The sequence below is a fragment of the Geobacter sp. SVR genome, assembly GCF_016865365.1.
Taxonomy (GTDB): domain Bacteria; phylum Desulfobacterota; class Desulfuromonadia; order Geobacterales; family Pseudopelobacteraceae; genus Pelotalea.
Window position 1 is genome coordinate 3,377,033 of the sequence record NZ_AP024469.1, and the last position, 14,035, is coordinate 3,391,067.

The 14,035-nt window shown below is 57.6% G+C and carries 12 protein-coding genes and 1 tRNA gene; 10 read left to right on the top strand and 3 right to left on the bottom strand.

Going from position 1 to position 14,035, the window contains the following annotated elements; all coding sequences use genetic code 11:
- The gene (gene murI, locus GSVR_RS15870; protein WP_173202141.1) at positions 1-819 is read right to left on the bottom strand and encodes a glutamate racemase; all 819 of its coding nucleotides are present in this window, start codon (positions 817-819) and stop codon (positions 1-3) included.
- 217 nt (positions 820-1,036) lie between these two features.
- Between murI and hrcA the strand changes: the two genes are divergently transcribed.
- The 8 genes from hrcA to GSVR_RS15910 all read left to right on the top strand — a co-directional run bounded on the left by hrcA (position 1,037) and on the right by GSVR_RS15910 (position 9,662).
- Positions 1,037-2,068: a heat-inducible transcriptional repressor HrcA gene (gene hrcA / locus GSVR_RS15875; protein WP_173202142.1), complete on the top strand. Its 1,032-nt coding sequence runs from the start codon at positions 1,037-1,039 to the stop codon at positions 2,066-2,068.
- Positions 2,069-2,123: 55 nt separating this feature from the next.
- The gene (grpE, locus tag GSVR_RS15880; protein WP_173202143.1) at positions 2,124-2,711 is read left to right on the top strand and encodes a nucleotide exchange factor GrpE; all 588 of its coding nucleotides are present in this window, start codon (positions 2,124-2,126) and stop codon (positions 2,709-2,711) included.
- Between the two features lie 93 nt (positions 2,712-2,804).
- On the top strand, positions 2,805-4,727 hold the full coding sequence (gene dnaK, locus GSVR_RS15885) for a molecular chaperone DnaK (protein ID WP_173202144.1): 1,923 nt from the start codon (positions 2,805-2,807) through the stop codon (positions 4,725-4,727).
- Between the two features lie 83 nt (positions 4,728-4,810).
- On the top strand, positions 4,811-5,932 hold the full coding sequence (gene dnaJ, locus GSVR_RS15890; RefSeq protein ID WP_173202145.1) for a molecular chaperone DnaJ: 1,122 nt from the start codon (positions 4,811-4,813) through the stop codon (positions 5,930-5,932).
- A gap of 108 nt (positions 5,933-6,040) precedes the next feature.
- Entirely contained in the window at positions 6,041-6,379 is a 339-nt protein-coding gene (locus GSVR_RS15895; protein ID WP_173202146.1) for a hypothetical protein, read from the top strand.
- Between the two features lie 20 nt (positions 6,380-6,399).
- Positions 6,400-6,714 (top strand): cytochrome C, encoded by a 315-nt coding sequence (locus GSVR_RS15900; RefSeq protein ID WP_173202147.1) that lies wholly within the window; start codon positions 6,400-6,402, stop codon positions 6,712-6,714.
- Between the two features lie 363 nt (positions 6,715-7,077).
- Positions 7,078-7,959 carry a DUF362 domain-containing protein gene (locus GSVR_RS15905; RefSeq protein WP_173202148.1) on the top strand — a complete coding sequence of 294 codons (882 nt, stop codon included), beginning with the start codon at positions 7,078-7,080 and terminating at the stop codon, positions 7,957-7,959.
- Positions 7,960-8,081: 122 nt separating this feature from the next.
- On the top strand, positions 8,082-9,662 hold the full coding sequence (locus GSVR_RS15910) for a 4Fe-4S binding protein (RefSeq protein ID WP_173202149.1): 1,581 nt from the start codon (positions 8,082-8,084) through the stop codon (positions 9,660-9,662).
- 56 nt (positions 9,663-9,718) lie between these two features.
- On the opposite strand, the gene GSVR_RS15915 is transcribed toward GSVR_RS15910, so the two are convergent.
- Complete coding sequence (locus GSVR_RS15915; protein WP_173202150.1) at positions 9,719-10,900, bottom strand: class I SAM-dependent RNA methyltransferase; 1,182 nt, start codon at positions 10,898-10,900, stop codon at positions 9,719-9,721.
- Positions 10,897-11,499: a dephospho-CoA kinase gene (coaE, locus tag GSVR_RS15920; RefSeq protein WP_173202160.1), complete on the bottom strand. Its 603-nt coding sequence runs from the start codon at positions 11,497-11,499 to the stop codon at positions 10,897-10,899. Before coaE ends, GSVR_RS15915 begins: the two co-directional genes overlap by 4 nt.
- Positions 11,500-11,723: 224 nt before the next feature.
- Here coaE and GSVR_RS15925 point away from each other — a divergent pair.
- Both GSVR_RS15925 and GSVR_RS15930 read left to right on the top strand, forming a co-directional pair.
- A tRNA-Arg gene (locus GSVR_RS15925) sits at positions 11,724-11,800 on the top strand.
- 983 nt (positions 11,801-12,783) lie between these two features.
- Positions 12,784-13,641 carry a tetratricopeptide repeat protein gene (locus GSVR_RS15930; protein ID WP_173202151.1) on the top strand — a complete coding sequence of 286 codons (858 nt, stop codon included), beginning with the start codon at positions 12,784-12,786 and terminating at the stop codon, positions 13,639-13,641.
- Positions 13,642-14,035 lie beyond the last annotated feature (394 nt).

Consider the following 14,035-nt stretch of genomic DNA (forward strand, 5'->3'; position numbering starts at 1 on the left):
TCAATCCCCCGCGGACTCTTCGTCCAGATTGACCTGATAGACATCCCCCAGCCGTCCCCCCAGAAAGCGGTTGCCCACCCTGATGAACCCGGCTGGAATGTCGCTCACGTAATAGTGATGGTTGCCCTGCTCTGAAGGCGGCCGCATCATCTTCTTTTTGGAAAGGATTTCGGCAACGGTGCGGGCGGTTTCCTCGGCCGAATCCACCAGCACGACATCCGGTCCCATTGTCTCGGCTATGACGGTTTTCAGGAGCGGATAGTGGGTACAGCCCAGAACGAGCGTATCCACCCGGGCCTCCCTCAACTCCTGCAGATAGGTCTGCGCAGTGAGCCGGGCCACCTGGTTGTCGGTCCATCCCTCTTCGGCCAGAGGCACAAACAGCGGACAAGCGCGGGTAATCACCTCGGCGGCCGGATTGAGCCGCTTGATGGCACGGGAATAGGCGCTGCTCTTGATCGTGCCGGCCGTACCGATCACCCCGACCCGGCCCGAGCGCGTCACCTCGACCGCCCGCCGGGCTCCCGGTTCGATCACCCCGACGACCGGGATCGGGAATTCGCGCTTCAATGCGTTGAGCGCCACAGCCGAGGCGGTGTTGCAGGCCACCACCAGCAGCTTGATATCGCGTTTTGCCAGAAATGTGGTAATTTCATGGGCATATCTGGTGACCGTCTCGGGCGACTTGGTGCCGTAAGGAACCCGGGCCGTATCGCCGAAATAAATGGTATCCTCCTGCGGTAAGGCTCGGAAGATCTCGCGCAGGACCGTCAGTCCGCCGACGCCGGAGTCGAATATGCCGATAGCCTGCCAGGACACTGTTTTCTTATGCTCCCGTTGATCTTGGAACTAAATTTTGCGGCTGTTAAGAATCTAAAACTATATACCCATTTATCCTGGCGGCGCAAGCCATTTGACGTGCTTTTCCGGCGCTGCGCGGAGGTGAAATCCCCTTGACAAACCAGGGGGTACTGATTAAATTTGAGAGTGAATTAGCACTCTACAGACATGAGTGCTATTTTTTTGAGGTCCGATCATGAATTTGGAACTCCCTCAGAGAAGCAGACAGATACTCGAAGCCATCGTTGAGGACTACATCGCTACGGCCGAGCCGGTCGGCAGCAGTGCGGTCGCCCGCCGCCATGCCATGACGCTCTCGCCGGCAACGGTACGCAACGTCATGGCCCGGCTCGAGGAGCAGGGGCTGCTGATATCGCCGCACACGTCGGCCGGCAGGGTTCCCACGGAAAAGGCCTATCGCCTGTACGTCGACTCGATGGTAGCCTTGCGCCAGGTCAGCCGCGACGAAAAAAGGCAGATCATCCGGCGCTGCCGGCAGGCCGGGGCAGGGTTGCCCGAGATCCTCAAGGAAACCAGCCGTACCCTGTCTTCCCTGTCGAACTACATGGCCTTCGTCGTGGCGCCCAGCTTCACCTCCGACGAATTTCGGCACATTGAATTCCTCGCCCTGGGTCCCCGCAAGGTACTGGCCATCCTGGTCTCGCGCAACGGCATCGTACAGAACAGGCTGGTTGAGACGGAACGGGACTTTTCTCCGGACGAGTTGATCCGGATGGGTAATTACCTGAAGGAACTCATGGAGGGGCTCTCCATCTCCCAATCCCGAGAGCGGATCCTGGCGGAGATGAAGAAGGAGAAGGTGCAGTTCGACACCTTCCTGTCCCAGGCGCTCCATTTGAGCGAAAAAGCGGTCACCCTGGAAGGGGGCGATATCTTTGTCGAAGGCCAGGCCCGCATACTCGATCACCCCGAATTCAGCGACGTCCGCCGGATGCAGGATATTTTCCGGGCCTTCGAGCAGAAAGCCGAACTGCTGCAACTACTTGAATGCTGCATGTCCGCCGAGGGAGTACAGATCTACATCGGTTCCGAGTCGCCCATGAGCCGTACGACAGGGGTCAGCCTGATCACCTCGCGTTTCGTCACCGGCAGCAACACCATCGGCATGCTGGGGGTGATCGGTCCCACCCGCATGGGTTACTCCAGCGTGATTCCGATCGTGGATTACACCGCACGGCTGGTCAGCCGGCTGCTGAACAGCATGTGACAGGCTTCACCGCACTTCTTTATCCCAATTCCACTTTCCAGAAGGAATACGAATCATGAAAAATGACAGCGTTGATCTCACCTCAGAGGCCAAATCGGCCGCTGATGCAGAAAACCAGGTTTCCGAAGCCGCCGAGACCGCAGCATCGCAGGCCCCCGCCACGCCCGAGGAACGCATTGGCCAGCTGGAAGGGCTGCTGGCCGCCAAGGAAACGGAGTGCCGCGAAAACTGGGACCGCTTCCTGCGCGAAAGAGCCGATCTGGAAAATTTCCGCAAACGGGTCAGCCGCGAAAAAGAGGAACTGCTGAATTACGGCACAAAATCCTTGATCGAGGAGATCCTGCCGGTTCTGGACAACATGGAGCGCGCCCTGTCGCATGTTGACGAGCAGGGCTGTTCACCGGTCTTCGAAGGGATTCGCATGACCCACGGCATGCTGCTGACCGCCCTGAAGAAATTCGGCGTCACCCCTGTGGAAGCAGCCGGTGCCCCCTTTGACCCGGCCTTCCATCAGGCCATGACCCAGGTGGAAACCGACCAGCATCCCCCCAATACCGTCGTGGAACAGTTCCAGAAGGGATACCTGCTCAAGGAAAGGCTGCTCCGCCCGGCCATGGTCTCGGTCGCAACGCCTCCGAAATAGCCGGGGATGGGACTTTTTTTCTCCCTGCCCTTGTTTTTTGAAAAAGGATGACTAACTTACACAATAGATAGATCGACAAGGAGGATGTACATTATGAGCAAAGTAATCGGAATCGACCTGGGAACAACCAACTCCTGTGTCGCCATCATGGAGGGGGGGGAACCGGTCGTTATAGCCAACTCCGAGGGGAGCCGCACAACCCCTTCGATGGTGGCCTTTGCGGAAAACGGCGAGCGCCTGGTCGGACAGCAGGCCAAACGGCAGGCCGTCACAAACCCGGAAAACACCCTGTACGCTATCAAGCGCCTGATCGGCCGCAAGTATGAATCCGAGGCGGTCAAAAAGGACATCGCCATCTCTCCCTTCAAGATCGTCAAGGCAGACAACGGCGACGCCTGGGTGGAAGTACGCAACAAGCGCTATTCAGCCCCCGAGATTTCGGCCATCGTGCTGCAGAAAATGAAGAAAACGGCTGAAGACTACCTGGGCGCGACCGTCACCGACGCCGTGATTACCGTGCCGGCTTATTTCGACGACTCCCAGCGCCAGGCCACCAAGGACGCCGGCAAGATCGCCGGCCTGAACGTCCTGCGCATCATCAACGAGCCGACCGCTGCGGCCCTGGCCTATGGCCTCGACAAGAAGAAGGAAGAAAAGGTTGCGGTATTCGACCTGGGGGGCGGTACCTTCGATATCTCCATCCTCGAACTGGGTGATGGCGTCTTTGAAGTAAAATCCACCAACGGCGACACCTTCCTGGGGGGCGAGGACTTCGACCAGCTGGTGATCGACTGGATCGCCGACGAGTTCAAGAAGGATCAAGGCATTGATCTGCGGGGCGATAAGATGGCCCTCCAGCGCCTGAAAGAGGCTGCCGAGAAGGCCAAGTGCGAGCTCTCCTCCTCGATGGAGACCGACATCAATCTGCCCTTCATCACTGCCGATGCTTCCGGTCCCAAGCACCTGACCATGAAGCTCTCCCGCGCCAAGCTCGAGTCGATCTGCGCCTCGCTGCTGGCCAAACTGGAAGGTCCGTGCCGCACCGCTCTCAGGGATGCGGGCCTGTCGGCCTCCGACATCGATGAAGTCATCCTGGTTGGTGGCATGACGCGCATGCCGGCCGTGCAGAAAAAGGTCGAAGACATCTTCGGCAAAACCCCCAACAAAGGGGTCAACCCCGACGAGGTGGTTGCCATCGGCGCAGGCATTCAGGGGGGCGTACTCAAGGGTGATGTCAAGGACGTGCTACTGCTGGACGTGACTCCGCTTTCACTGGGCATCGAGACGCTCGGTGGCGTGATGACCAGGCTGATCGAAAAGAACACCACTATTCCCTGCCGCAAGAGTCAGGTCTTCTCGACTGCGGCGGACAACCAGCCGGCCGTGTCGATCCACGTTCTGCAGGGCGAGCGCGAGATGTCCCGCGACAACAAGACCCTCGGCAACTTCGAGCTGACCGGCCTGCCGCCTGCGCCGCGCGGCGTGCCGCAAATCGAAGTCACCTTCGACATCGATGCCAACGGCATCGTGCATGTCTCGGCCAAGGACCTGGGCACCGGCAAGGAGCAGTCGATCCGCATCACCGCCTCCTCGGGCCTTTCCAAGGAGGAGATCGACAAGATGGTCCGTGACGCCGAGGCCCATGCCGAGGAAGACAAGCGCAAGCGTGAGGCGATCGAGGCCCGCAACCATGCCGACAGCATGGTCTACAGCACCGAAAAGTCCCTCAAGGAACATGGCGACAAGATCGATGCAGTGGAAAAAGGGAACATCGAGAACAAAATTGCCGACCTGAAGAAGACCATGGAAGGGGAAGACGCCGAGGCCATCAAAAAGGCCACCGACGAACTGGCCCAGGCGGCCCACAAGCTGGCCGAAGCCATGTATGCCCAGAAGGCGGCTGAAGAGGGTGCCGCCCCGGGCGAGGAACAACCCGGTGCCGGCACATCCTCCCGCAGCGACGAAAAAGTGGTCGACGCGGACTTCGAAGAAGTCAAGGACGACAAGAAGAAATAGCATCCTGCCACAGAATACGGTACATTCGTAGGGGCGACCAGCCGGTCGCCCCTACACGTATTACGGGAAAAAAGGATATCATTTTGGCAAACGGTGAAAAACGCGATTATTACGAGGTGCTCGAGATACATCGAAACGCCTCCGAGACAGAGATCAAGAAGGCTTTCCGCAAACAGGCGATCCAGTACCATCCGGATAAAAATCCCGGTGACAAGGCAGCAGAAGACAAATTCAAGGAAGTGACCGAGGCGTACGAGGTGCTTTCCGATGCCCAGAAGCGCGCCCAGTACGACCAGTTCGGCCATGCCGGCATGTCGGGAGGCGGTTTCTCCAGCGGAGGATTCGGGGCAGGCACACCCTTTGGGGACATTTTCGGAGATATTTTCGGAGACATCTTCGGAGGGGGGTCCAGTCGTGGACGCACCCAGGGGCGGCGGGGCGACGACCTGCTCTACAACCTGGAAATCACCTTTGAAGAGGCCGCCTTCGGCGTCGAAAAGAAGATCGAGGTTCCCTACGCCAAGCGTTGCGGCACCTGCAACGGCTCCGGATCAAAGCCCGGCACCGAACCGAAGGTCTGCCCCTCCTGCCGCGGGGCGGGTCAGGTCCGTTATCAGCAGGGTTTTTTCAGTGTCAGCAAAACCTGCGGTCAATGCAACGGCGAGGGCAAGATCGTCAGCGATCCCTGCCCGGATTGCCGCGGCAAAGGGAGCGTCAAGGACAGCAAGACGCTTTCGATCAAGATACCCGGCGGGGTGGAGACCGGCTCGCGCCTGAAATCCACCGGAGACGGCGGCCAGGGTCTCAAAGGGGGCCCCAACGGCGATCTGTACGTGGCCATCAGCGTCCAGCCTCATTCTCTCTTTCAGCGTGAAGACAACAACGTTGTCTGCGAGTTTCCGATAAGCTTCATCCAGGCCTCGCTGGGGTGCGAGATCGAAGTCCCGACCCTGGACGGCAAAGTTGCCATGAAGATTCCCGAGGGGACTCAGTCGGGCAGAATTTACCGCCTGCGGGGCAAGGGGATTCCCTCGCTGCAGGGGTACGGCCGCGGCGACCAGTTGGTCGTGATCAAGGTGGAAACCCCCTCGAACCTCAACAAGAAACAGAAGGAACTGCTGGAGGAATTTGCCAGGATCAGCGGCGAAGAAGTGCACCCGTTGAAGAAGAGTTTTCTCGACCAAGTGAAGGATTTCCTGAGTTGAACCACGTAACCGAAGCCCGCACCACCGTATGCGGGCTTTCATTTTTCTTGCCCAAGCGGATGCTTTATTCTACTATTTCCCATCACGCAACCATGACGGATCAGGACAATGGATAAGCAACAGCTCGTTGAAAAAGCAACCGAAGCACTTCGCCCGTTTGAAACCGCCAATCTGCTGACCAGCATACAGAATCTGAGCCTGAAGCAGATATTCAGCCACCCGGCCGTATTGGCCGCAGTAGCGGCAGTATTCTTTTTCGGTGTTGTGAAAAAGTCGAAAACCGTCCTGCTGACCCTCTTCTTCCTGCTCGGCCTGATCGTACTCCTGCGTTTCGCCATGCCTGTTCCCGGCGAGGAACTCTCCCTCAAGTCCCTGATCCCCTTCGGAGTGGGAGGCCTGGTGATCGGAGGCGTGATCATTTACTTCGCTCTGATAAAATCCGACTGAACTGACGAAAGAGACCTGAAATGAAAATTGACAAACGCGACTGGTTTTTTGTGGGCTTGGTGGTTGCAGTGCTGGCGATCTTCTTTGCGCTGACCGGCAGGGAGAAGACAAAGCATGTGCCGTTCGATGCCACCCACCGCATCGTCTACGATACCGCGTTCAAAAATGCGCCCGGCCCGGATGCCCCGATCTTCAAACGTGCCTTTTTCAAGCCGGATAAAAAAGGAGCCGAAGTTTTCTGCGAACCGTGCCACCGCGAAAAAGGGGTCCCCTTCCCTCCCAACCACCCCTCCAAGAATCGCTGCCTGTTCTGTCACAAACTGGTCAAGTCCTGAGCGGGGCCGGCCATCAGGCACGGACAAGCATCGGGTGCGGTTCCCGCACCCCGGCATGATCGGCAGAAATGCGTGCTGAGCGTTCTCTTTCCATTATCCCGTTTTTCTCCATTCACACTCCGACAGCCTCTTTCGGTCGATGCAGGGGTAGCGATAGCACAGTCAGGACCTGCCCTCTGCATCACCCTGCACCGCATACCCGGAACACCGGGGTACCTATCGGTACCGGTGGCCTCACATCCCAACGTTCAACGACGAACCTGCAGTACCACGGACAGATGATTCAGTGTCCCGCCATCGCCTGGGCGCGGTGGACGGTTGGCCTGTCACTTTCGACTGTCAGATCTCATTCAGGAGGCATCCATGGATAGAAGAGGATTCATCAAGACAGTGGGGCTCTCGTCGCTCTTTCTGAACGGGTGGCTACGCGATCTTTTCGCTGCCCAGCCACCCGTGCTCGCAGTGGGGCAGGGAACCAACCACGGCACAATTACCCGCGAAACCCTCGCCGTGCTGGGGGGCATGCAGCGCTTCGTCAAGCCGGGCCAGACTGTGGTGGTGAAACCGAACATCGGCTGGGATCGGGCCCCGGAATATGCGGCCACTACAAACCCAATCGTTGTCAGGACGGTGGTGGAGGAATGCCTCAAGGCGGGCGCGAAGCGGGTGAAGGTCTTTGACCGGACCTGCAACGATGCGCGGCGCTGCTACGTTAGCAGCGGGATCGAGGCGGCCTTGAAGGACCTCAAAAATGTAGAGGTGAAGCACCTGGAGGAGGAACGCTTCAAGATGGTGTCGCTGAACGGCAAGGCACTGAAGGAGTGGGAGCTGTACGGCGAGGCCTTGTCGGCAGACGTGTACATCAATGTGCCGGTGGCAAAGCACCACGGCTTGAGCGGACTGACCCTGGGGCTGAAGAACGTCATGGGGATCATGGGAGGAAACCGGGGTTCCCTCCACAAGCATCTCCCCGAGGCCCTGGCCGACGTCAATGCCGTCTTCCGCAGCCACCTCACCATCATCGATGCCACCCGGGTACTCACTGCCCATGGCCCTCAGGGGGGCAACCTGGCGGACGTGAAGGTCCTGAACACCGTCATCGCATCCACGGATATCGTTGCGGCCGATGCCTACGCCACGACCCTCTTCGGACGCAAGCCCGCGGACATCGCCGTCACCGTTGCGGCCTACCGGCGAGGTCTGGGAGAGATGAACCTTGAAAAAATGAAGATCGTGAAGGTGTAACCAGGATGCTGTCAAGTGGGCGCGGATTGGGACAACGGCAGAGGCTTCACTATGTCCGGGGAACCGCAGACAATCCTGCGCAGAAAGCGCCATGATCCGGAATTAACTACGCCGAGGTTACCGTGAAGAAACTTGTCTCAGCCCGGGTTTCGCAACTGCTCTTTCTCGCCCTGTTCCTGCTCCTGTTCCTGATGACCGAGTACCGGGGCAGCGACCGGATCGTGGCCGCGGCCAACGGTTTTTTCCGGGCAAACGCCCTCACCGCCGCCAGCACGCTGCTGGCCGTAAAGACCTATGTGCCGCTCCTGCTGCCCGGGCTTCTGATGCTGGTCTTGACGGTGTTCCTCGGACGTTTTTTCTGCGGCTGGATCTGCCCGCTGGGGACGATCCTGGACCTGGCTACCGGCAGAATCCGCAAAGTGGGGCCGATCAGGAGCCTGCAGGGCAACGCCAAATACTGGCTTCTGGTGCCGCTCCTGACCGCCTCCCTGTTCAAGATCAACCTGGCGGGGCTGCTGGACCCCATTGCCCTGCTGCAGCGGGCCCTGACCTTTTTCTTCCATCCGCTCCTGGGCGAGACCGTGCGCGGCGGCTGGAGGTCCCTCTACGGGCTGGTCGGCGAGCGGCGCGACCTGCTCGACCCCGGCTACCGTCTCATTGCGAACTACCTGCTCCCTTTCCGGGAAACCCTCTACCCCCTTGCCTTTCTCTCGGCCGCGCTCTTCTTTCTGATCCTGTTCCTGGAGCGCTACGAGGAGCGCGCCTGGTGCCGCCGGCTCTGCCCCTTGGGCACCCTCCTGGGACTGGCCACCCGTCTCGGCCCCCTGCGGCGCGTTCCGACCAAGCTCTGTCCCGACTGCCGGGCATGCCAGGATCTCTGCCCCACTTCCTTTGATCGGGAACTGCTGCAAATGGAGGAGTGTATCCTCTGCATGAAGTGCGCGGTAGGGTGCCCCTCCCGACGGGTGCGTTTCAGCCTCGGTTTCCGCGGCCGGCGCCCCGACCAGGGGCCGGTGATGGAACGGCGGGTGCTGCTGGGTGGCATGCTCTCCGGCTTCGTCTTGGTGAAGACCCTGGGGTTCCGGAACCCGGAGCGGCAGAACCGATTACTGCGCCCGCCAGGGGTCCGCAGTGAAGGGGAATTCCTGGAGAAGTGCGTCCGCTGCGGGGAATGCATGAAGGTCTGCCTGCGGAGCGCCCTGTATCCGGCCTTTCTGCAGGCGGGGGTGGAGGGGATGTACACGCCGATGCTGGTGCCGCGCCTCGGCTACTGCGAGTACAACTGCACCCTGTGCGGTCAGGTCTGTCCCACCGGGGCCATTCCGGATCTGCCCCCGGCCCAGAAGAAGCGGGAAGTGATCGGCAAGGCGGTCCTGGACAAGAACCGCTGCATCCCCTTTGCGCGGCGCATCGACTGCATCGTCTGCGAGGAGCACTGCCCCATACCCCAGAAGGCGATCCGGTCCGAGGTAGTGGAAATCGCCGGCTTCGACGGAAAAACAGTACAGGTGAAGCAGCCCTATGTGGTGGAGGAGCTGTGCAACGGCTGCGGCATCTGCGAGAATGTCTGCCCCTTGGAGGGCAAGGCGGGCATCGATGTCTTCGCGGTCACCACCAGAACACCTCTGGCGGAGCCGGGATACGGAGCGCCGGATCAGCCCGCCAACCAGCCTGCCGATCCTTATGCCGGGGGAAACTCATGATCGTTCTTTGGTAGTGCACTGCAGCGGCGAGCGGGGCCTTCCAGGGGATATCGAAATCAGTACAACTCGTACTTCAAAAGCCGGCATTCGATCGGCCCGTTGAACAGGACGAAGCGGCGCGAAGCCTTGAGGCCGATGTACTTGGCCAGTTCGAGATTGCCGGTAATGACGAAACCGGTCCAGCCCCGGCAGCGCTGCTTCATGATATCGCCGATCTGGCAGTAAAGCTCTTTCAACTCTTCTTCCTCTCCCAGCCGCTTGCCGTACGGCGGGTTGATGATCACCACCCCGCGCTCCGCCTCGGGCCGGAAGGCCTCCAGGGCTGCATGAAAGAAATGAAGCTGGCCCTGAAATCCTGCCTTGGCGGCATTTTTCGTCGCGCGCGCCAAAGACTGGCTGTCCTGATCATACCCGGTCACCAAACCGACCGGTATTTGCCGCACGCCGTTATCAGCCTCTTTCAGCAGCCTGTCCCATACGTTCCTGTCATACCCGAGCCATCGCTGGAACCCGAATGGGCGCTGCAGGCCCGGGGGTATGCGGGCCGCCATCAGGGCCGCCTCAATCGGGATCGTCCCGGAACCGCACATCGGGTCGACCAGGGGGATCGAGCCATCCCACCCGGTCAGGGCAACTATGGTGGCAGCCAGTGTCTCCCTGAGCGGCGCCTCGGTCCGTTCGAGACGATAGCCGCGGCGGTCCAGCGCATCACCTGAGCTGTCAAGGCTGACGGTGCAGACGTTCTTCAGCAGATGCACGTTGATGCGCACATCCGGCGAGGAGGTGTCGACACTGGGGCGTGAGCCGCACGCCTCCCGGATGCGGTCAACAATGGCATCCTTGGTCTTGAGCGCCACGAAGCCCGAATGCGTCAGGCTGGAATCGCGCAGGCTGCAGTCCACCGCCAGAGTCATGGCAGGGGTGATCAGTCCGGCCCAGCCCAAAGCGTGTACTCCCTGGTAGAGCTCTTCGGGGCTCGAGCAGGGAAAAACGGCCAGCTGCACCAGGATGCGGCTGGCCGTGCGCAGCCACAGGTTGGCCCGGTACAGCCCTTCCCGGTTGGTGACGAAGGACACACCGCCCCGACCGACCTTCGCCCCCTCGATGCCCAGCGCTTCGAGCTCGCGGGCGGCGACTTCCTCGGCGCCGCGCGGCACGGCTGCAAAACAGTCCAAGGGGATATCAGGCTTTGCTGCCGGCCGGTTCCCTTTTCTGATGACGTGTGTCAGTTCCTTCATAGTTCGCTACCTATCTCCTTCAGCCAGATATCCTTCACCAGGCGCTGCGTCTCTGCCGGTGGGCCACTGTTATCGATCACGATCCTGCCATGGCGTGCCTTTTCGCCTAACGGCATCTGGCAGGCAGTGATGCGCAAGGCTTCTTCCCGAGTAATCCCATCCCTGAGCATCAGCCGTTCCAACTGCACTTCCGGATCGACCGTCACCACCCATATCTCATCCACCAGCTCGCTGGCGCCGGCCTCGATCAGCAGCGGCGCCATGTAGAAGACCGTGCGGTGCCCCTCGTCCGCTGCGGCAGCAATCCGTTCAGCCGCCAGGCGTCTGATTTCCGGATGCACGATCTGCTCGAGTCGGCGACGCTGTTCGTCGTCGACGAAAACGACTCTTCCCAGCCGCTTGCGGTCAAGACTGCCGTCCGGCAACAGCATCTCCTCGCCGAAAACGGCCACCAGCCGTTCCAGTCCGGGACTACCGGGACTGACCACCTGGCGCGAGAGCTCGTCCGCATCGATAACAGCGCCACCCAGCTCCGCGATGAAACGGGCCACACTGCTCTTCCCGGTGGCAATGCCTCCGGTGAGGCCTATCACGCGAATTCCGGGGAATGTTGAGGTCATTCCATCTCCTTCCCGAAAGAAAAACCGCTTGAAACACAACGGATCATCAACGGCAAAACAATGCGGGGCATGCATCAGGACGGTGTTGTGCCGGACAGTGTAGCAAACGCCCCTCCAAAATGACAGATTTTTGGCTTGAGTTAGAAGCATAATTAGTGTAAATTTTTATGACGGCCTGAGCTTGGATCTGGTCCGTCATATGCGGGCGGTTAGCTCAGTTGGATAGAGTACAGGCCTCCGAAGCCTGGGGTCGCTGGTTCGAATCCAGTACCGCCCGCCATAGCAAAATCAGGCACTTAGCTAAAAACTAGGTGCCTTTTTTCTTTTGATCACGCCTTGTTTTGTTTCTTCGTTCGAGCCCCCCTCAGGAGTCACCCCTATTGACAGCGGCATCCCCTTTTCGAGGAATTAAACTCTGATTTCTTCTGAAAACTAGAGCCTCAAGTAGAAAATGCATTTTGAGGCTTTTCCTGCACGCCTTTTTATCTCATAGACGACAGGCCGGGAATGCCTGGGTCGTGGTTAGGAGCCAACAATGTTCGCCTATAAATCCAAAGACTTAAGTAAATTCAAGTAAGGATTAGGCCTGATTTCCACTTTTTAGTCACACCCACAGACCTGTAAGCCCTCAAATGATCAGGCTCCCACCCCATATCGGAGTCATCCTTTTTATCCCTGCCGGCACACATTATCAGACACAATGGGTTAGCAAAGCAGACCACTGCGCCACATCCGAAGGATGACCACCACCCCCAAAAGAAGGGCTTATCAGGCCTATTACTTAGCTGGCCTACCGGCAGCTTGCTGATCAATCCATTCAGCAATTTCATCTACAAGCAACCGGTCTTTCTCGCCCCAATTTTACACGTGAGGGGAAGACCCCATCGCCTCCCAGCGGTTGATTATTCGATTAGAGGCCTTACCCATCTGGTTACACCCTGTATTACAGCCTCTGTGCCTTCAGGTAGTTAGCCTGAAACGTGCACAATAATTATTCATTTATCCACATATTTAAACACAATAATTACTACTAAACTTTGTTTTGTCAGTCACGACAGGAGCTATATTACATAAATAATATTTTATAATTGTGTTTTTTCAGATCATTGTCTCAAAAGTAGTACATATTTCAAATCTAAAATCCACTAAGTGCATGTAACACTTGTAATCTGTCCAGGCCTTGCGACGTCGAAGCAAATATAGTATATTGCCAATTAATTTAATTTATGTAAAAATAGCTAAATTTATTATTTGGGAGGAAACATGAAGAGATTTTTCATCGCTGTAGTAATGCTGTCTGTGTATCTTTGCAGTGGCTGTGCTTCCATTGTTTCAAGCAGCAACAAAGTTCTGCCTATTATGACTCAGCCTGACGAAGCGAGCTGCGAGATTCTAAATCTAAGCACCGGAAATTTGGAGGTAAAAACGAAAACTCCTTTCACTGCGACATTAGATGCATCTTCCGGCTTCTTCCAGAATGCTAGATATAAAATCAAGCTCACCAAAGAAGGTTACCTTCCCTACGAAACCCACATTGACGGAAAAATCAACGGCTGGTACTTCGGTAATGTTGTTTTCGGCGGCCTGATTGGAATCCTGCTTGTTGATCCGGCAAGCGGAGCTATGTGGAAAATTTATGACGACAATATCAACGTGAAGCTTTACAGGGACACGCCAGAGGGCCGCGTCAGCATGGCCACAGAAAAATATAATGGAGAAGAGGCACTCAAACGGCAGGATTACGATGGCGCAATAGACGATACAACATATGGTATTTCGGTCTATCCAGAGTTTTACGATGGCTTTTGCGTTCGCAGCGCGTCTTACGCTGCCAAAGGTGATATGGACAAGGCAATGGAGGACATAAACAAGGCCATATCATTGAAACCTGAGATGCACAAAGCATATAGAAACCGTGGCGAATTATTTGTCAAAACCGGAAAACCCGACAAAGCTATTGAGGATTTCAACAAGGCTCTCGCATTGAAACCAGATTATGCGGAAGCTCTTTTCAGTCGCGGCTACCTCTACAACAGCCAGAATAATATAGAACTTGCTAAAGCGGATATAACACTGGCTTGCAAAAAGGGATTCCGAAGGGCGTGCAACTTCCAATTTTAAAGCAATTGGAAGCAACCCGGCTTATTTACTGACAATGAAAACGCCTTACAAGAAGAAGGGGAGCCTTTGGCTCCCTTTTATTATGCCCCTGTAGCCGCCCTGATAAGCCGTAGGCCTACTATACCGCTGTAGTCCGCATCGGGCCGGGTTGCACGAGTGCCGTAATTTGGGAGTGCCTCACCTCAGTGGTCAGACGTCGGTACTCGTAGCCATGCAGAGACGACAACCCCTCGAACAACTCCGAACTCTCCGGGCATAAGCAGTTATCTGTGACGACCACATGGGAATCAGGAACCCCCACCCACACTCGCCGTTTTGAGCGCTAGCAGATTGTCGTAAATACGAGCGGGTGTAGGGCCATGGGGTCTTGCCTTGCTCCCTCCCCTCCACCTGA